A 20,287-nucleotide genomic window follows, 5' to 3' on the forward strand; every position below is an offset into this window, starting at 1 on the left:
GTGGCTTTTTGCGTTACACAAGTGGCGTACACGGGGCAATTTCACCAAGTGACTGAAAATAAAGCTTATCGGCGTTATTTTGGCTAAATATCTAATTATTACACTACACTTTATCAACCCTTGAATACGTGATCTTGCTTGCTAAAGATACGTGTATATTATCTAGGGTTGCAGGACCACAACATTTATTTTAATCAAACAGGTAACCAACATGATTGAATTTTCATTAAACGGAAAAAAAATCACATCTGATGCTGAGGCGGACACGCCTTTACTTTGGGTAATACGAGACGAATTCGGCTTAAAGGGCACCAAGTTTGGTTGCGGGATCGCCATGTGTGGAGCTTGCACAGTTCATTTTAACGGTTCTCCCGTTCGTTCTTGCTCACTGCCTATCAGCGCGATCGCGAATGCAGACATTCGCACCATCGAGGGATTAGAAAATCAGCACCCGTTACAAAAAGCATGGGTTGAGCATCAGGTGCCTCAGTGTGGTTACTGTCAATCGGGGCAAATTATGCAAGCGGCAGGTTTGCTCGCGACGAATGCAGACCCGAGCGAAGAAGAAATTGAGGCTTACATGAGCGGTAATTTATGTCGTTGTATGACTTACGCTCGGATCAAAGCCGCAATCCAAGACGTTGCTGGACAGTCAGATTCTGTGGTGCAGATATACAACCCCAAGCGCGAAGCACAGGGAGTAAGCTAATATGACCCGTTTACGTAAAAATAATATAGAGCCGAGCCGCCGTAGTTTTCTTATTGGTTCAGTGGGTAGTGGTTTACTTATGGCGTTTGCGCCAAGTATCAATGCCCTTGAAGTTATGACTGGTGGTGCATCAAAGCATTTGGCTGAAAAGTCGTTTAGTCCTACCGTGTGGTTTGAAATAAGCAGCGAAGGCCAGATTATGGTCAATATCGCTCGCGCTGAGATGGGCCAGCATGTCGGTACTGCGATAGCGCGTATCGTTGCAGACGAACTAGGTGCTGATTGGAACAACGTTGAAATTAAGCATGTGGACACCGACCCTAAATGGGGATACATGGTTACCGGCGGCTCTTGGTCAGTTTTTCAAACCTATGTACCCATGTCTCAAGCTGGGGCTGCAGGACGCACTGTGTTAATTGAGGCAGGTGCAAAATTATTGGGTGTTAAACCACAAGACTGTACAACACAAAACAGCGAAGTTGTGGCTGGCGATAAATCGATTAGCTTTGCCGATGTAGTGAAAAATGGCAAAATTGATCGCACGTTTAGTGCAGATGAGCTCGCAGAATTTAAGCCAAAGAGTCCTGCTAGCCGTCAGTTAATCGCTAAATCTAGCCAAGCATTAGACATTCCAGCGAAGACAAACGGCACAGCGCAATACGGTATCGATGTTGAGCTAGAAGGCATGGTCTACGCACGTCCTGTTATCCCACCGACTCGTCACGGTAGTGTGGTTAAACGTGTGGATGATAGCAAGGCTAAGTCGATAAAGGGCTATCAGGGTTACCAGATACTCAAGGATCCCAGTGACACCGTTCAAGGCTGGGTGACTGTGCTCGCGGACTCCTATTACGCCGCTGTAAAAGCGGGTAACGTGATCAAAGTTGAATATGACATTGGCGAAACTGCTAATGTCACTGAGCAAGACATCATTAACCAAGGCGCTACATTGGCTAAAGATAAAACCACAGGCACGTTAGTGGTTGAAAAAGGGGATATAGCCAAAGCAGCTAAAAGCGCAAAAACCTCTCTAGAGTCAGTGTATAAAACATCATCTGTGTTGCATTTCACTATGGAGCCAGTTAATGCAGCGGTTGAATTTAAAGACGGGGTTTGCCATGTGCATTGTGGTAACCAGTGGCAGTCGCTATTTTTACCTGTCGTTGCCAAAGCGGTTGGCCTCAGTGATGACAACGTCATTATTCATCAATATTACTTGGGTGGCGGGTTTGGTCGTCGCCTTGCTGGTGATTATATGATCCCTGCTGCTTTAACTGCACAAGCGGTAGGTAAACCGGTTAAATTGGTTTTCACCCGTGAAGATGACGCGCTATTTGATTGTGTGCGCTCGCCTTCCGTGCAACAGATGAATGCCTACTGGGATGCTGACGATAAACTGCTTGGTATCGAGCATGGTGCTGCCGCCGGTTGGCCTACGCTTGCCATGGCGCCAAGTTTTATGCCTGAGGGCGTGGACAAAAAGGGTAAATTCGATCCGTTTTCAATCGCGGGCGCTGATCACTGGTATACCCTAGCCAATCATCGAGTGCGAGCCATCAATAACACATTAGCGCAAAAAACGTTTGTGCCAGGTTGGCTGCGCGCTGTTGGTCCAGGTTGGACTGGTTGGGCGGTAGAATCGTTTATGGATGAAATTGCCCATAATCAAAGCCTTGATCCAATTGATTTTCGCCTATCGTTACTAGACGCCAGTGGTAAAAATGCTGGTGAAGCCCCCGTTTCTGTTGGTGGCGCTAAGCGACTCGCTAAAGTGCTAACCGATATCCGCCAACAAACGAATTGGGGGCAAACGCTGCCTAAAAATCAAGGCCTAGGCATAGCTATTTCGTCTGGGCAAGAGCGTGATATGCCAACTTGGGGGGCGTGTGTTGCCCATGTTGAAGTTGATCCTACAACAGGTAAGGTAAAGGTACATAAGTTAACGGGATTATTAGACTGTGGAACAGTTGTTCACCCTGATGGTGCCTTAGCGCAAACTCAAGGCTCGATGCTATGGGGTTTGAGTTTAGCTTTGTTCGAGGGAACTGCGTTTGAAAAAGGTCAAGTAAAAGATACTAACCTCAACACTTATTCACCTCTACGCATGAACAACCTACCCGAGTTGGATATCAGTTTTGTGCAAAACACAGAATTTCCTACTGGGTTAGGGGAGCCGGGGTTGATTGCTGTCGCGCCTGCTATTGCTAACGCAATCTTTAACGCCGTGGGTGCCAGAGTAAGAGATTTACCTATTCGCCCTGAAGCTGTATTGGCCGCTATACCAAGCTAGCATTATTGTGGCGCGTTACTGACTACAGTGCGCGCCACCTATTCATTTTAAATAAATAATCCCACTATTCAGACAAACCTAGAATTCCCCGAAAATAAGATGTTTAACAAAGGCGAACTGTCTATTTAACCTACTTGCAATACTTCCTTACATTTAGTAATTTGCTGCTCACGCAATCAAAATAATAAAAATAAGAGAATGCAATATGCCAGTAGAAACCCTCTACAAGGTTATCCTTTACCCTTTTATCAACGAGTCCCTTGCAAGTTTAAAAGCCATGACCAATCTGTCGGGTACTGCTGGTGAACCATTTATGGACAACGCCGCTGATTTTCGGTTTAAAGGATACGCGGTACGCGGTACGCGGTATGCTGTGAAGTGACAGGGAATTTAAATGGCGTGATCATGATGCACCATTACCCTGAAACAGCTATTTCTATTGGTAATGCAGTCTGTCAAAGTATGTTTAATGAGACCTATAAGCATCAAGAGATGACGAACGATTTGCGTAATGCCTTGGCGGAGTGGGGTAATACCATCGTTGGCCGTTCAACTGATTTACATAGTCGATATAGCCTAGAATACGGTTTTTCTAGTCCGTATTTTGTCGAAGATTTAACTGAGATAGATAAGTATCTAAATGGCGTTCAAGACATTGTTACCGTACCGATTAATATTGAAGGTGTCGGGCGATATTATTTTAATCTATTGATACGCAACGTAGATTATCGCGAAGTGGGAATTAAGCGAGAAGAAAGTATTGGTATCGAAAATCCTCATATAAACCCATTGACAAAAGACAGCCAAATTTTATTGGTCGACGATAGTGCAATGATCCGTAAAGCGTTAACCAGATTCCTGTACGAGTTGGGCTACTCAAATGTCATTGAAGCGAATGATGGTAGTGGTGCGCTAGAAATAGTCAAAAATAACCCGCCTGATTTCATTTTCATGGACGTTGTGATGGATAAACTCAACGGCGATAAAGCGTTAGCTGAAATTCGTCGCTTGGGGTCAGATGTACCCATTGTTATGCTTTCCTCTGTCACAGATCAATTATTGGTTAAATCTTGTCAGGAGCAGGGCGTATCTGGCTTCATATTCAAGCCTATTCATGCAAATAATGGGGCTGAAACAATCGCCCGCTACCTGAACGTCGCATAAATAGTAAGTCGCGCAATTGGGTTTCTATTAATGGCGTAATTTAAGCGTTAATAATTCCTTAAGAATTTCGCAATATACTTACAGATTAATTAATTTTGGTTTTTCAGTTTGCTGACGATAGTACATTGTTGATAAGACAGGTTGCTGTTAGCAGAACATAAATTTGGTGTTATAAAATGGAATTGTCTGTCGTAATCCCGGCCAAAAACGAAGCGCAGAACGTCGCGCCATTGATCCATGAGATTATCAAAGTACTCGACGGCACAGTCGAATTTGAAATAATTTATGTCGATGATGGTAGCGATGATCGTACTATTAATGAGCTGTATAAAATAATCGATGCCGGTTTTGATTGTATCCAACCAGTGCGGCATAAGATAAGCGTGGGACAAAGTACGGCTATCATGAGTGGCGTAAAGGCTGCTAGCGGTGAATTGATTGTTACCATGGACGCAGATGGGCAAAACGATCCGGCAGATATTCCTAATTTACTGCAGGCCGCCCGCAAGCTAACACCTGGCAGCGATTTCTGTGTGGCGGGCTACCGCCGAAAACGAAAAGACACTGCCTGGAAGCGCTTTCAATCGAAAGTAGCAAATAGCATACGTGCTTGGCTCCTAAACGATGGCACGCCAGACACCGGCTGTGGTTTGAAAATCATTCCTAAACATACCTTTATGAAATTACCCTATTTTGACCATATGCATCGATTTATCCCAGCACTGGTTAAGCGCATCAACGGCCAAGTTATTGTACTTGAGGTCAACCACCGCGATCGGCAAGCAGGGGAGTCTAAGTACAATATGTTGGGTCGGCTTCGAGTGGGCGTCGTTGATATTTTTGGAGTGTTATGGTTAAAGCGACGGGTTAAAATACCTGAGTATTTGGACTAATTAATGTACCAAAAAATTCGTGCATTATTTTGCTCCAAGGCACTGCAAAAAGGTTTGTTGTTTTTACTGGTGTGCGCGGTATTAGGCGGGCTCATTAGTACGCTCCCCTTATTTGATGCTTTTAATCGTCACTGGGTTGATTCAACCATCCGTAATAACGGTATTCTGGGGATGGGATACTTCCTGTTATTCAGCGCTGGCACAATGGCGATAGGTTGCCCTCGACAGGTTATGGCATTTTTAGGGGGGTATGCTTTTGGCTTTGCCCAGGGCGTAGCGCTGTCGGTCGCCGCCGCAGTCATTGGTTGCCTGCTGAGTTTTTTTGTTGCTCGAGTGTTTCTTAGGCCATTGATCAAGCGCCGTTATGCTCCGCGTATTCATCGTGTTAATGATTTTCTAAAAGATAAACCCATTACAAAAACCGTGGTTATTCGCCTACTTCCGGTAGGTAATAATTTACTGACTAACCTACTCGCTGGTGTAACGGATGTAAAAGCGCGCTACTTCTTGATTGGCTCAGGCATCGGTTATGTCCCGCAAATGGCGGTTTTTGCTTTGATGGGAAAAGGCATTGTTGTGCTATCTTTTTGGAAAATACTATTAAGCGTGGTGTTGTTTGGTGTTTCAAGCGCATTAAGCGTTAGTCTGTATAAGCAATATAAGAATTCGAAAATAGTGGAAGCAACGGCTAAGCCGCAAGCAGACGGGTTGATGTGTGATTAGGCTAGTTAGCGCGGGGTTGTATTCATGACATCATCAACTGCAACACGATTAAACAGGCCGCACTTTCTCTGTGGCCATAATCATCACACTAACCTGATATTGTTGTTATTACTTGCCTGTTCAATGATTTTAGTGGGGTTAGGATTACGCGATCCTTGGCCAGCGGACGAGCCTCGTTTTGCTCTAATAGCTAAAGATATGGTCGATACCGGACAATGGTTTTTCCCCATGCGCGGCGGTGAGTTATACCCTGATAAGCCGCCCATATTTATGTGGTCGATTGCTATTTTCTATGCGCTGTTTGGTTCCATTAAGTTGGCGTTTCTTGTGCCCAGTGCGCTGGCAGGAATTGTTACCGTATTACTGGTTTACGATATTGGACGCAGGTTATGGTCTGAACAAATTGGTTGGTATGCGGGCCTATTGCTATTGGTTACATTGCAATTTACCTTGCAGGCAAAAACCGCTCAAATTGATGCTATGGTGTGCTGCTGGATTACCGTCGGGTGTTACAGTCTGTTGCGCTTCTTGCTCCTTAAAGGCAGTTGGTTGTGGTATTTTCTGGCTTGGTTCTTTATGGGACTCGGTATTATAACTAAGGGGGTAGGTTTTCTTCCTGTACTAATGCTTATTCCTTTTGTGATCCTCAAATTGAGTAAGCAGGCGTACTTCATCAATTCAACGCCTGGTTGGTCTTGGCATTGGTTGCTAGGACCCCTCGTCATGTTGGGGGCGATCTGTTTATGGTTCTTGCCCATGTTATATTGGGTCGATATCGAGCAAAATCCTTTTTTTGATGCTTACCGCGACAATATTCTATTTAAACAAACGGTCACTCGCTATGCTGATTCTTGGCATCACTTAAAACCGTTTTGGTATTATCTGACGAGCGTTATTCCTGTCTTTTGGTTACCCCTAAGCCTTTGTATACCTTGGGTCGTTAAGCCTTGGGCTAAAGCGGTTAGCAATAGCGACTGGCGTGTTACGCTTATTCTTGGCTGGATAGTCTTATTGTTAATTTTTTTCAGTATTAGTCCCGGCAAACGCGGCGTCTACATATTACCTGCTTTGCCAATGCTCGCCTTAATCATCGCGCCTTTTTTGCAACAAATATTACAGAGTAAAGTATTGAACTGGCTTATATTTTCAATTGTATTTGGGCTGTCGATAGGGGTATTTCTTTTTGGCTTAGGCGGGCAAATAGACATGGCTTTTGCTACCAAACTCAGTGTTAAGTATGGGATTGAACCTTGGGCATTTCTTATGACGCTTGGGGCTTTAGGGTTACTGATTTCTATTTTTGTGGTGACGGCAAAAAAACGTGGGGTAAAACCTTTTACAAGCTGGATGTTATTTATACCTTTACTATGGATTAGTTACTCTACTTGGGGCTATCAATTATTGAATAAGGTTAAAACACCTAAATCTGTGTTTACGGCTATGGCTGATATCGTTCCCGACGATGCACAGCTGGCGTTAATTAACTTTTCCGAACAATTTATTCTATTTTCACCTTACCCAGTTACACATTTTGGTTATCACACACCTGCTGCTCCGCAAATTAACGCGGCGTGGCACTGGCAAAAAGACAAACCTAACGGTGTTATCTTACTCGATGCCACTTCAGAAACCGATTGCTTTAATATGAATAAAGCAATCCCGGTGGGTCTTGCTCACAGAGTGAACTGGGTTGTGCTGAATTATAGCGCTCGGCGCTCAACATGTGCTGAGCCGAATATTAACGTGAATGAGTTTACTAAGCTTTCATTAAGCATTGAGTGATATATCACTCGGTGATTGATTGAAGTGACGCTTAAATTCGCGGCTAAATTGTGATGCACTTGAGTAACCTACTTGAAAAGCGGCTTCATTCGCTCTTGTGCCGTTAGCGGAAATTAAGTCTTTGGCTTTGACTAAGCGAATTTTCTTTAGGTATTGTAAAGGGGACTCAAACGTGACCTGTCTAAACGCTCTATGGAAAGCTGATACGCTCATATTTACGTCTTCTGCTAACGTTTCTACTGAAATAGGGCTAGCATAATTGGCGTGCAAGGTATTTAGCGATCGTGCTATGCGTGCATAGTGTCCGTCGTGCTGAGCCAAGCCAATCAACGTTTTCCCTTGGGGACCACATAGCACGCGATAAACGAGCTCTTTGACGATATCTGCGCCAAAAATATCACTTTCGATGGTATTAGGCAGTACTTCAATCAAGCGTTTTATAGTTTGCATTAATGGGTCATCTATTTTTGCTGATTGGACGCAGCTAACTTGGCGGCAGTGCTCAGTATTTATATAGCCTTGATGTTGATGCATTTGATTGACCAATTGGTGTAATAACGCCGGATCCACATCTACAGCCAGACCCATAATGGGTAAACCGTCTTCAGCGAATGCTTCGCATTCTAAAGGCATGGGGATCCCAATGACTAAATAGTTTCCTGCACCGTACTGAATTTGATGTTCGGGGAAATGAATCACTTTTCTACCTTGAGCAACGATGATAATGCCTGATTGATAAACCAGTGGTTGTCGCGCGCTACCTTTGCTATCACGGAAAAAATGCACGCCTGGTATAGATGTTTGGGCTTTGCCTTCAAGGTTAAGTAAGTCCGCTTGTTCAGCGAATGTATTTAATGCAGTTGCGATGTTACTCATAAGCGTCTCTTACTATCTTATTAATAGATAAAATACTTAATAAGATAGTTTTAGGCAAGCTTTTGGTGCTTATTGACCTTTTAAAGTATCTTTCTCACCACTATTATATATCTACTGATTTAAAGATTCGTTGTGTACGGCGAACTTTACGAACAACTTACATTTTCAATCGAGGACATTAATATGAAATTCAGTTACGTAAACCCAACACAGATTCAGTTTGGCCAAGGACAAATAGCATCACTGAGCAAGCTTATCTCTAATAAGCAAAAAGTACTGGTTGTGTATGGTGGTGGTTCGATTAAAAGCAACGGCGTATATGATCAAGTAGTCTCGGCGTTAGCCGATCATGATTGGCTTGAATTTTCAGGTGTTGGCGCAAACCCCACAATTGAAGTGCTCGACAAAGCGGTCGCTATTGCCAAAGAGCAGAAGGTTGACTTTGTGTTAGGTGTCGGTGGTGGTTCGGTCATTGACGGTGTGAAATATATTGCAGCAGCAGCACATTATGATGGTGACGGTTGGGATATTCTGACGGGTAAGCATAGAGTTACCACCGCACTACCTTTAGGTGCCGTGCTAACACTTCCTGCGACTGGTTCCGAGTCGAATTCAGGCTCAGTGGTAAGTAAAGCGGCAACGCGAGAAAAACTGGCGTTTATGGCACCAGCTGTTCAGCCTAAATTTGCCGTTATGGATCCAGACGTTATGAAAACGTTACCTCAACGTCAACTAGTCAATGGTTTAGTCGATGCATGGGTGCATACTTGTGAGCAATATTTAACGTTTCCATCAGGTGCTTTAGTGCAAGATGGTTACGCAGAAGCACTCCTTAAAGCATTAAAATCTTTAGGTGATAATTTTACTGAGCAAGACGATGCATGGCGTGCGAATTTAATGTGGGCGGCAAACCAAGCATTGAATGGCTTAATTGGTTCTGGAGTTCCTCAAGATTGGGCTACGCATATGATTGGTCATGAATTAACAGCCTTGTACGGTGTGGATCACGCACGTTCATTAGCAATAGTTCAGCCATCATTATTACGCAACCAACTCGCGGCTAAAAAAGCCAAACTAGAGCAGATGGGCAAAAATGTCTTTGGTCTAGCGTTTTCTGAAGATTTAGCTGAGCGCACCATTGATGCCATAGAAGATTTCTATCATAGCTTGGACGTTGCGACGAAATTAACAGAACATAAAGGCGATAAAGCGCAAGCTGTAGATACGGTTATGGCGCAACTTGAAGCGCATGGTATGACTGCAATTGGTGAGAAACAGGCGATAACATTAGCGTGCAGTCGTGAAATTCTTGAACAAGCTGTAGCCTAGGTTTCTATAAAATAAGCATTTGTGTGTTGCCGTTGGGTCTTATCCTTAAGGCGTTAACGGCTTTTATAATATTTACCTATGAAAATTGGGTTACACGCGAACGGTGTAACCCATCATATAACTAGCTATTCTCTTGAATGATATGCACATCGCGCTGAGGGAAAGGTATTGTTAGACCAGCCTCTTCGATCGCACCCTTGAGCATTGGGCGAATATCAAAAAACAATGACCAATAGTCTTCTGTTTTAACGAAAGCTCGCACTAAGAAATCGACTGAACTTGCGCCTAAATCAACCACCGCCACCACGTTGCCTTCTTCTTGTAAAACCCGTGGATCATTCTTAATGGCTTCTTCCATAGCGGCTTTGCCTTTAGCAATATCATCTGAATAAGAGATGCCGATAGATATCTCTACCGCTCTTACGCTGCTTGCCGTGTAATTGGTGATATTACCGTTAGCTAATGGGCCATTGGGAACGATAATAATACGCTTATCGAAGGTTTCAAAGGTGGTAACAAAAATACCGATATCGATCACTGCTCCTTCTAGTCCTTGAGCACCAACGTAATCTGAAACTTTGAATGGGCGAAAGATTAAGATCATAACGCCACCTGCGAAGTTCGACAAACTTCCCTGCAAAGCGAAGCCTACCGCTAAACCTGCAGCGCCTAAAATAGCCACGAAAGAGGTGGTTTCAATTCCCACCATGGATGCTACGCTGATAACAAGCAGCACCTTGAGGACAACCTCAAATATATTGGTTAAGAATTGCGCTAGGGTTTCATCAGGCAGTCCTTTTACAGCATGGCGTCTTACCGCGTTACTGACCTTGCCGATAATCCACAGGCCTACAACTAATACAATGATCGCTAGAATAAGCTGACTACCGTACTCAGTGCCTAACGTGATCGCCTTATCATAGAATGTTTGTAATTGTGTTTCGAATGATTCCATTGAACGTCCCTTTTAAGTATTTATTGTGCAAACGACTACTGATGTTCGCAAAGTGATTTTGGCGCGGTAAATATAGAGGATTACCGCCATCAGTCACTTATCGTTGCTAACAATGTGACATACACTAAATGCTATGGCGGAACGGCACAAAGGGGTATTAGACAATAGTTTATTGAATTTACACGTTTTTAAAGATGTTAAAAACGCTAATAATGGAATAATCAACAATTCGGATAAAGCGACTAGCGCTGCGAGACATTATTTTCTCGATAAGCAAGCTTTAAAATAATAAGCCGATATTAATGGCGAGACACCGCCATTTGTACAAATAATTGCGCTAATTGATGCTCGATAATTTCCTTATCCCCAGTGGCTTTTAGATAAGTACGCCAACCTATGATATTCACTTGCAATGTTTTTGCGGCTGCATTTACATCTAAATCAGAGGGCAGAGTACCTTGTTCTTTCGCTTGGTTAAGTACTTGAGCAAATATAGCTTCGACATTCACAAGAAGGGAGCGAACTTGGGTTAAAATTTCAACATGGCTTTCATCAAGCTCAGACAATGTTTTTACCAGCATACACATTTCACTTGGTCTATTCGCGTTTGGGCTTAGTACCAATTCACGTAATAGTGTTCTAAATGCTTGTAAGACATCAGCTTGACCAAAAACTTGGGTTTGTATTTGCTCGCTAAGCGCTTGAGCATAGTGGTTTAGCACGGTGATAAATAACGCAGATTTGCTGCCAAAAGCGGCATAAATGCTGCCAGGTCGCATGTCTATCGAGCTTTGTAATTCGCGAGTAGAAGTACCTAGGTAGCCTTTTTCCCAAAATAAATTTTTAGCTTTTTCGAGTACTTCTTGCCTATCGAATTTCGATATGTTCGCCATAATCACCCCTCTATAAAATGTTTATTTGCTGTAATTGGCAGATACAAGCCAGTAGGCTGAATAAATTATGGATATTTAAGATATTGTGCCGATATTGACAGAGTACTTAAATGAACATTATTGTTGTTACGCTAAATACAGTTTTGAACGAGTGTTCAATTATAGGTTAGCGTTCCCGTGCTACAATGTCAATCGTTACATATTCCAAGCCGTTTCGATGTATATCAAAGTGGTTTCGCTATTAAGCGGCAATAAGTGACAAGTTTGCGCGAATATAGATAAATTAAATGACCTATGTTTTGGACCTGATGTGAGCATTTATCATTTAAAAAAAGATGTTGTACGTTATTAACTTACTACAATATGTAGAATAACGGGTAAATCTGATTTTTATAAAATTATTCACTGTAATCGATGACTATCTATTTCCCGAGCACGAAAGCGCTTAATGTCAACCCGGCTTTAGTATATAGTCTGCGGAAAATTAGCATGTAGATCAGTGAGAAAGACTTTCACGATTTAAAAAACCAAGTTTTAGTTAAAGATTAAGATAGGAGTTCAGCGTTATTCCTCAGGTCATGCCCGAAGTAGGCAGAAATCACAAGCTCGATAGTCGGGCCAGAATACTCATTGTCGATGATGAACCTATCAATATTCATATTTTGTCGAATGCGTTGACTGAAACCTATGACATATTCGCGGTTACGTCGGGTAACGCGGCGATTGATTTTTGCTTGGAAACACCGCCCGACTTGGTCTTGATGGATATGGATATGCCAGGTATGGACGGCGTTGCTACATGCAATTTGTTGAAAGAATATACTGAAACTCAAGACATCCCGATTGTATTCGTTACCGGCCACGGAGATTCTAAAGCAGAGGATTGCTGTTGGAACGCTGGAGGAGTTGATTTTCTGACTAAGCCAGTAAACGTCAATACGTTAAAGCATCGTATAAAATCTCATCTTGCGTTAAAGTTTTTAACCGATGAGTTACGCCGTATGGCTTATCAAGATGGGCTAACGCAAGTTAGCAACAGGCGATATTTCGATGAGTATTTGGTTCGCCAGCAAAAGCTTAATCAACGCTCAGGTAATTCGCTTGGTTTACTGATGTTTGATATCGATTTTTTTAAATCATTCAACGACCTATACGGGCATCTAGCCGGCGACGATAGTTTGAAATTGGTTGCTAAGGCATTGAAAGATGCGGTTGTTCGCCCCGGAGATTTTGTGGCACGCTTTGGTGGAGAAGAGTTTGCAATTGTATTACCAGAAACCAACCTAGCTGGCGCAATATCAGTTGCTAAAAAAGTTCAGCAAGAAATACACGCCCTAAAAATCGAGCATAAAGGCTCACCTTTTGGCATGATTACAGGCAGTATCGGCATTGCTGTTTGCGACCCTGCATCAGCAGAGGAAAACGAGCTGGTAGATATTGCGGATAAACGTCTGTATCAAGCAAAGACTTCCGGTCGAAATATGTTCGTTTCTCAGTAATTCGGTTACATTTCTGACGTCTAATTAATTGACTAAACCTGCACTTAATTCGTATTCAAGGGCGGGGTCAACTAAAAATTTTCCGGCCATGGCTTCGCGGCCAAGTAGCATAAGATAAGTCATTTCAGAGCGGTCAGTTAACGTAAGTTGAATGTCCCAGTTTAAATCAGCCATCTTAATTTCTGTCTTAATGGTATAGCGTTTCTCAAGGGTGGCGGTGGAGCTTTTAACCCGCTTAATTACTTCTACTTTTGCTTCACGGCGGACAATTTCCGCTACGTTGTGGATATTGGGATGAATATCAAAACTAACCCATAACTTACCACTACGCTTAAATTCTTCGATATTATCTACATGTAATGAAGACGTTGTGGCGCCTGTATCAACCCGCACATTCAAAGATTGAATGGTCAGCTCAGGTAAGTCGCACAACTCAAGTGTACCAATTATGGGTTTATTCAAATATCTATGCATGATTAAGTCTCATCAAATGTAGGTGGTACGGGCGATAAATTGTCTTGTAGCAATTCAACATGCTCCGCCACAGAATCAGGGGTGTGAAAATAAGCGATGTGATACATAGCTTCACCTTCTTGCGCCAAAGGTATATTTTGTTTGCCGATAACCACGCCTTCAGCTGGGCTAAGGACAGTGGTAAGGGGGGTGCCATAAGGGTCTGCGATGGTAGCGAGGGGCGCGCCTTTGAGTACGTGATCCCCTAACTGGGCAATATGATTAACAAAGCCGCTCTCTTGAGCTCGGATCCAACCACTTTGACGAGCGACAAAGCGTTGAATTGAATCATTTTTAGTGCGTCTTGCACTTAGCATGCTCAGTGAACGCATGACATTGATAATGCCTTTTACCCCCGCGCGGATCGAAAATTCATCGTATCTCAACGCTTGTCCCGCCTCATAAAGTAAAATATTTACCCCGAGATCAGATGCGGCTTGGCGTAAAGATCCGTCCCGTAAGTTGCTGTTAAGCAACACTGGAACGCCGAATGCTCTTGCCATTTCCATGGTTTGTTCATCATCTAAGTTGGCACGAATTTGCGGTAAGTTGCTACGATGAATGGCACCCGTGTGTAAGTCGATGCCCACATCACATTTACTGACGATTTCTTGTAAGAATAAATCGGCAACAATACCTGCCAGCGAACCTTTTTTGCTGCCGGGGAAACTACGATTTAGATCGCGTCTATCAGGCATATAGCGACTTTGATTAAGTACACCGTAAACATTGACCATAGGAACAGCGATCAATGTGCCCCGCAAGTTTGCAAGGGATTTGCTTTTTAATAAGCGGCTAATGATCTCGATTCCATTTAGCTCATCACCATGTATAGCAGCACTAACGAACATCACAGGACCAGCACGTTTCCCTCTTTGCACATGAACGGGAATCGACATTCTAGTCGCGGTGTAAAGTGGCGGCATTTCTAATTGTATTTTTTTGGTCTCGCCAGGCGCTATTTCGATGCCGCCGATAATAAGTGGTGTCATTTAGCCTTTACCGCGCGTTTTGGTGTTATTGGGTTTGGCATTTTTTGCAATAAAATCAATTATCATGCCTGCAATATCTTTACCTGTAGCACTTTCGATCCCTTCAAGACCTGGTGAAGAGTTGACTTCCATGACAACAGGGCCATTATTTGAGCGCAGAATATCTACCCCGCACATATTGAGCCCCATGGTTTTTGCGGCATCGATGGCGGTTTTACGTTCTTGTGGTGACAAACGCACTAAACTGGCTGAGCCTCCCCGGTGCAAGTTAGAACGAAACTCACCTGCTGCCGCCTGGCGCTTCATGGCCGCGACGACCTTTCCGCCGACGACTAAACAGCGGATATCGGCACCGCCAGCTTCCTTAATATATTCTTGAACTAAAATATTAGCGTTCAAACCCATAAATGCTTCGATTATAGACTCTGCTGCTTTTTGCGTATCGGCCAGCACTACGCCTATCCCTTGCGTTCCTTCAAGCAACTTAATAACGACCGGCGCACCTCCGACATTTTTAATTAAGTCATCAATACGATCTGGGTGATGGGCAAAACCGGTGCGCGGCATACCTATACCTTTTCGCGACAGTAGCTGCATTGAGCGCAATTTATCCCGTGAACGACTGATCGCCACAGATTCATTGATGCTAAATGTTCCCATCATCTCAAATTGGCGTACTACAGCTGTGCCATAAAACGTTACTGATGCGCCTATGCGCGGGATTACGGCGTCATAATGAGGTAACGCTTCGCCTTTAAATCTAACCGTGGGGCGATTACTACTAATGTCCATATAGCAATGAAGCGTATCGATGACATCGACTTCGTGGCCTAGATTTTCGCCTGCTTCTTTGAGGCGCTTTGTGGAGTAAATATTTTTGTTACGCGATAAAATAGCTATCTTCATATGGATCTCTGAAAAACGAATAAATGTAAATTGGGTCAAACCGTGTAAGGACTAGGCCGAATAATGAGCGTCAACGCTAGCTTATTGTCAGGTGTAATAAGCAACAAGGTTAAAGTGGTAATATTGCTTCGATTATATGCCATTAGTCTACACCTTTTATGAAAGTTTGAATCCTTTGACCGTGAAAAACAGGTAGGCATCCATTATGAGGTGATTTATATTCGCCCCACTATTCGTTCGGTGGGGGTATCACCATGCAGGATCATCAAAAGTCATCTGTATATCAGCGCGACAGTTTTCTATGGGCTTATTATTTTGAACAGGGTTCTGCACGAAATATCGATCCTAAAGAATTACAAAACCCTTCGCAAAACGACGGTTTCAGCTGGATCCATATACAATCTGACGCCATTGACGCAGAGCAAACTATGGCCGATTTGGGCCTGTCTAAGTCAGTGTCAGATTCATTACTTGCCTTAGAAACGCGTCCTAAGACATTACAAATTGAAGGGGGATTGTTAATTTATTTACGTGGTATCAACACTAACCCCGATGCCGACCCAGAAGATATGGTGTCATTGCGTTTGTGGTTGACTGAAAAGGGTATTGTTTCTAGCCGCCGTAGGGGGCGCAAGCTGCTTTCTGTGCAAGACGTTAAAAATGACATTGAGCAGGGCACAAAGATAAACAGTGTCGGTGACTTGCTATTAGAAATTATTGAGCGAGTAGTCGTACGGATCAGTGAAATGGTCGATATTTTAGATGAAGAATTAGTGGCATTTGAAACATCTGAATCGATGGATATTCAGGCGCGCCAACGATTGTCTGCTGTGCGCAGACAAGCCGCTGCGATACGTCGTTATCTCGCCCCGCAACGTGATGCCTTAGATACCTTGTATCGCAGTAATCAATTTTTAACCAGTGATCAAGCGTTTACTTTGCGGGAGTTGAGCGATAGAACCACGCGTTACGTTGAAGACTTAGATTTAGCCCGTGAGCGGGCGTTAGTCTTGCAAGACGAACTGCGCAACCGTATAGCAGAAAAGCAAGGCATGGTGTTATACGTATTGTCTCTGGTGACAGCTATCTTCTTACCATTGTCATTTTTAACCGGTGTATTTGGGATGAACGTGGGTGGTTTACCCGGGATTGATAATCCAGAAGCATTTAACGTTTTGACATTTTCTATGATTGCGTTAGTCGCAGTGCTTGGTGGCTTTATGATCTGGAAAAGGTGGTTTTAAATATCCGCGACAACCTCATCACACACTGAATCATTAAAATTATCATATACTGCAATTAATATGATGCAATTATTTACAATCTTTTTTGGTCACTGTACGTAGTGAAACTTCATAATAGGGGGAATGTGCATTTGCGCATCATAAATTGAAAAATAAGGGACGTTGTGCAGCAGTTTGCGACCTCATCAAATAATCAAATCGTCACCCAGCAGGTTATTACTCTGCTTTTAAAGCGAATTGCCGCCTTAGGTTACAAGGCCATAGTCCATGTAGAACTTGAAGGCGTTTACGAGACCGCCAATGCGAAGCATAGCTTAGACTTTGAAGGGGTGAATAAAACGCTTTTGAAACTGGGTATTAATGGTGAGTTGAAAACTGAGTTTTGGCACCAACAATGGGAATATGTCTCATTGTTTAATGGTCAATCACCGTTAAAGGAAGCGCAAGATTTAGCCAGTGCGATGCGCTTATTACCTATTATTATGCGCCGTTTTGGTGCTGAAAGAGTATTACTAAAACCGGTTGCTTGGGCGGCTGATAAAGGGCGCTATGTAGCAGGCTCAGGGACTATATTCTCTACTGATACACGGTCGGTGCATATACCAAATGCTATCCAAATGAACGTGAGCGTGGCAGATGATAAAGGTCATAATCTCATCCCTAATTCTACCTTAGGAGAATGGATACAGTACCACTTACTGACTACGAGTTTGGCATGCTGTGCACTGTTTTTGCCGGAAGAGGATGCGTTCAAACGTTTGGCATTGCGCACGGAGTATGGTTTAGATGCAGAACTTAGTTCGCCCTTTCTATTATCTGGCGGACACCAAGGCAGTATCGCTCTTTACAAAGAAGTGGGTAAGCATAATCAACTCATGGGCCAGGAGCCTTTTTTATATGGGGCAAATAATCAGGTGCTAAGTTATAGCCACGATTGGCATAAAACAGCCCGAGTGGAACATAGAATTGGTGCAACAAGTAATGCGTATGATCCTTTTTTGAATATGATCTTTATTTTACTTAACGTTCTACAAGGGATTGAAAGCTGGCAAAGCACTGATGGACTGCCGCCAACCTTCGCAAGCTGCGCGTTCCCTTCTTCGTTACGCGATACCCAATTAGTGAATGGCTCTGTCAGTCAGGGAGCATTAACCATATTTAACCAGCAACGTTGGTTTGCACATCAAGTCGACCGTCATTGTAAGCAAGCTTTTCGGGATCAGTTTGATTCCGTTGGACAGAAGCTACACGCTGAATTTTTAGCCCGATATTTACCGGCTTTGACGACATAAATAAAGAAGCAATTAATTATGTATGCACAGAATTTACACGTAGGTATCGAGCCTGCATCAGGACAACTACCCAAATTACATAAACCACCTTTATTGAGTGGTGATAACGTGTCGCTTAAGCGCCGGGAATTAAAACGCTATTTTTTACAAAATTGGGCGTTGTATGAATCATTATTTGATTTAATTAATGACGACCAAGCGTTTTATTTACAACCTGAAGCACTGCGTCACCCATTGATATTTTATTATGGTCATACGGCGGTATTTTATGTTAACAAGCTGCTGCTTGGTAAGTACATTCAGCAACGTGTGGATAATCGTATTGAATCTACTTGCGCAGTCGGCGTAGACGAAATGTCTTGGGATGATTTGTCCCCCGGTAATTATCAGTGGCCGGCGGTAGATGAAGTCCGTACTTACCGAAATAAAGTGAAAAATATGGTCGGCGATTTTATTGATAATATGGAATTTAGCCTGCCTATTACCCAAGACTCACCCGCTTGGATTATTTTAATGGGGTGTGAGCATGAGGGGATTCATATCGAAACGTCATCTGTGATTATGCGGATGCTCGATAGCCAATATTTAACAGATAACGGCCAATGGCCTAGCTTTCCTATTACGCGTGACGCTCCTTCAAAAGCATTACGCAACGAGCTTATTCCTGTGTCAGCAAAAAAAATTCGCTTGGGTAAGCTCAATAATAACGACACGTATGGCTGGGATAATGAATATGGGATTTCAGATGTATTTGTAGAAGATTTTAATGCAAGCAAGACCTTAGTCTCTAATCAGGAATTTATGCAATTCGTAGACGCTGGTGGTTATCAAGCGCCAACCTATTGGACCGATGAAGGCAAACAGTGGTTAGCTTATACTAAAGCTAACATGCCGCGCTTTTGGTCGTTTACCAATGGGCATTATATGCAGCGTAATTTACTGCATGATGTGCCTCTACCTCTAAGCTGGCCTGTTGAAGTCAATTATTTAGAGGCCAAAGCATTTTGTAACTGGAAAAGTACCCAGTTAGAGGGGTTTGTTCGGTTACCAAGTGAAGCTGAATGGCAGGTGATGCGAGATACCTTGAAATGCGACTTACCAACGTGGGAGCAAGCCCCAGGAAATATTAATCTTGAACACTACGCTTCATCATGCCCAGTCGATACGTTTGAGCAAGGCGAGTTTTATGACATTATTGGTAATGTGTGGCAGTGGTCAGAAAGTCTAATTGATGGCTTTGATGGCTTCAAAGTCCATCCCTTGTACGATGATTTTTCGACGCCGACTTTCGACGGTCAGCATAATTTAATTAAAGGTGGCTCGTGGATATCTACCGGCAACGAAGCCACACGAGACTCGCGTTATGCATTTCGTCGTCATTTTCATCAACATGCCGGTTTTAGATATGTTCAGTCAAGCAATGAAGTGGTGCCTATAACGCCAGTTAATCCTTATGAAAGCCAAACGGACATCAGTCGAATGTTGCACCACCATTATGGCCCTCATAGCGCAGCAGCAGACCATGATTTACAGCTGGTCGTACAAATAGCGCGTTCGCTTGTTCAAAGTGGCCAATGTGCAATAGGTAAAGCGTTGGATATGGGGTGCGGAGTAGGGCGCGTGTCATTCGAACTAAGTCGTATATTTGCTGCTGTCAACGGGATCGATTTCACCGCTCGCCATATTCAACATTGCTTAAAGTTAAAAGAAAACGGTCAACTTCGTTATGCCCTGCCAAATGAAGGTGAACTACAACAATTTTGTGAAATTAGCCGCCAGCAACTTGGTTTCAATCACGCCCCAGAAAATCTTAATTTTGCTCAGGGTGATGGGCATAATTTGAAGCCGCAATTTACTGGATATGACTTTATTATTGCCCATCGCGTACTCGATTCGTTATACGACCCGCAGGTGTTTCTAGACACCATATTATCGCGTCTAAATCCTCAAGGCGTTTTGTTATTAACGTGCGCTTATGCGTGGAATGAAGACATTACACCAAAGCACAAATGGTTAGGTGGGTTTAAAGCAAATGGCGAAAACCAGACAAGCGAAGCACAGCTCAAATTAATCGTTGGAAACAATTGCGATTTACTTCAAGAAGGTGAATTGGTCAGTGACTACCTATTAGACAACCGCTCTAGCGCAAGAGCGCGTAATCATCTGACGGTTTGGAAAAAAAGATAAGTAATTGATCAACCACATAAATAGAGTGAAAAACGCCTGA

Annotated in this window: 16 protein-coding genes and 1 pseudogene; 11 read left to right on the forward strand and 6 right to left on the reverse strand. The window is 43.3% G+C overall.

Annotation, left to right across the window (positions count from 1 at the left end):
- Positions 1-211: 211 nt before the first annotated feature.
- From GQS54_RS01655 to GQS54_RS01680, 6 genes and pseudogenes are all read left to right on the forward strand, one after another.
- Positions 212-709, forward strand: coding sequence for a (2Fe-2S)-binding protein (locus GQS54_RS01655; RefSeq protein WP_166422257.1), 498 nt, complete (start codon positions 212-214; stop codon positions 707-709).
- 1 nt (position 710) lies between these two features.
- Positions 711-2,999 carry a molybdopterin cofactor-binding domain-containing protein gene (locus tag GQS54_RS01660; protein ID WP_166422258.1) on the forward strand — a complete coding sequence of 763 codons (2,289 nt, stop codon included), beginning with the start codon at positions 711-713 and terminating at the stop codon, positions 2,997-2,999.
- Between the two features lie 205 nt (positions 3,000-3,204).
- Positions 3,205-4,163, forward strand: a pseudogene (locus GQS54_RS01665) (response regulator).
- Between the two features lie 176 nt (positions 4,164-4,339).
- Positions 4,340-5,056 carry a glycosyltransferase family 2 protein gene (locus GQS54_RS01670; protein WP_166422259.1) on the forward strand — a complete coding sequence of 239 codons (717 nt, stop codon included), beginning with the start codon at positions 4,340-4,342 and terminating at the stop codon, positions 5,054-5,056.
- Between the two features lie 3 nt (positions 5,057-5,059).
- The gene (locus tag GQS54_RS01675; protein WP_166422260.1) at positions 5,060-5,779 is read left to right on the forward strand and encodes a VTT domain-containing protein; all 720 of its coding nucleotides are present in this window, start codon (positions 5,060-5,062) and stop codon (positions 5,777-5,779) included.
- Positions 5,780-5,803: 24 nt separating this feature from the next.
- Positions 5,804-7,561, forward strand: a complete 1,758-nt coding sequence (locus GQS54_RS01680) for a glycosyltransferase family 39 protein (RefSeq protein WP_166422261.1) — start codon at positions 5,804-5,806, stop codon at positions 7,559-7,561.
- On the opposite strand, the gene GQS54_RS01685 is transcribed toward GQS54_RS01680, so the two are convergent.
- Positions 7,547-8,437, reverse strand: a complete 891-nt coding sequence (locus GQS54_RS01685; RefSeq protein WP_166422262.1) for an AraC family transcriptional regulator — start codon at positions 8,435-8,437, stop codon at positions 7,547-7,549. The genes GQS54_RS01680 and GQS54_RS01685 overlap by 15 nt on opposite strands.
- Before the next feature lie 183 nt (positions 8,438-8,620).
- On the opposite strand from GQS54_RS01685, the gene GQS54_RS01690 reads away from it, so the two are divergent.
- Complete coding sequence (locus GQS54_RS01690; RefSeq protein WP_166422263.1) at positions 8,621-9,766, forward strand: iron-containing alcohol dehydrogenase; 1,146 nt, start codon at positions 8,621-8,623, stop codon at positions 9,764-9,766.
- Between the two features lie 121 nt (positions 9,767-9,887).
- Here the strand turns inward: GQS54_RS01690 and GQS54_RS01695 are convergent, their stop codons facing one another.
- The gene (locus GQS54_RS01695) at positions 9,888-10,721 is read right to left on the reverse strand and encodes a mechanosensitive ion channel domain-containing protein (RefSeq protein ID WP_166422264.1); all 834 of its coding nucleotides are present in this window, start codon (positions 10,719-10,721) and stop codon (positions 9,888-9,890) included.
- A gap of 299 nt (positions 10,722-11,020) precedes the next feature.
- Entirely contained in the window at positions 11,021-11,614 is a 594-nt protein-coding gene (locus GQS54_RS01700) for a TetR/AcrR family transcriptional regulator (RefSeq protein WP_166422265.1), read from the reverse strand.
- A gap of 578 nt (positions 11,615-12,192) precedes the next feature.
- Here GQS54_RS01700 and GQS54_RS01705 point away from each other — a divergent pair.
- Positions 12,193-13,113 (forward strand): diguanylate cyclase, encoded by a 921-nt coding sequence (locus tag GQS54_RS01705; protein ID WP_166422266.1) that lies wholly within the window; start codon positions 12,193-12,195, stop codon positions 13,111-13,113.
- 24 nt (positions 13,114-13,137) lie between these two features.
- Here GQS54_RS01705 and GQS54_RS01710 read toward each other — a convergent pair whose 3' ends face one another.
- Genes GQS54_RS01710 through rimK form a run of 3 tightly spaced genes read right to left on the reverse strand, consistent with a single transcriptional unit; the run spans position 13,138 to position 15,524 of the window.
- Entirely contained in the window at positions 13,138-13,587 is a 450-nt protein-coding gene (locus GQS54_RS01710; protein WP_166422267.1) for a RimK/LysX family protein, read from the reverse strand.
- A 2-nt stretch (positions 13,588-13,589) separates the two neighbouring features.
- Positions 13,590-14,618, reverse strand: a complete 1,029-nt coding sequence (locus tag GQS54_RS01715) for a succinylglutamate desuccinylase/aspartoacylase family protein (protein ID WP_166422268.1) — start codon at positions 14,616-14,618, stop codon at positions 13,590-13,592.
- A complete protein-coding gene (gene rimK, locus GQS54_RS01720; RefSeq protein WP_166422269.1) occupies positions 14,619-15,524 on the reverse strand; it encodes a 30S ribosomal protein S6--L-glutamate ligase in 906 nt (301 codons plus the stop codon).
- Between the two features lie 254 nt (positions 15,525-15,778).
- Here rimK and GQS54_RS01725 point away from each other — a divergent pair, with 254 nt between their 5' ends.
- The 3 genes from GQS54_RS01725 (at position 15,779) to ovoA (ending at position 20,247) form a co-directional block, all read left to right on the forward strand.
- On the forward strand, positions 15,779-16,768 hold the full coding sequence (locus GQS54_RS01725; protein WP_166422270.1) for a zinc transporter ZntB: 990 nt from the start codon (positions 15,779-15,781) through the stop codon (positions 16,766-16,768).
- A gap of 164 nt (positions 16,769-16,932) precedes the next feature.
- A complete protein-coding gene (locus tag GQS54_RS01730) occupies positions 16,933-18,060 on the forward strand; it encodes a hypothetical protein (RefSeq protein WP_166422271.1) in 1,128 nt (375 codons plus the stop codon).
- A gap of 18 nt (positions 18,061-18,078) precedes the next feature.
- Positions 18,079-20,247 carry a 5-histidylcysteine sulfoxide synthase gene (ovoA, locus tag GQS54_RS01735; RefSeq protein WP_166422272.1) on the forward strand — a complete coding sequence of 723 codons (2,169 nt, stop codon included), beginning with the start codon at positions 18,079-18,081 and terminating at the stop codon, positions 20,245-20,247.
- Positions 20,248-20,287 lie beyond the last annotated feature (40 nt).

The organism is Paraglaciecola sp. 20A4 (assembly GCF_011378905.1).
Lineage (GTDB): Bacteria > Pseudomonadota > Gammaproteobacteria > Enterobacterales > Alteromonadaceae > Paraglaciecola.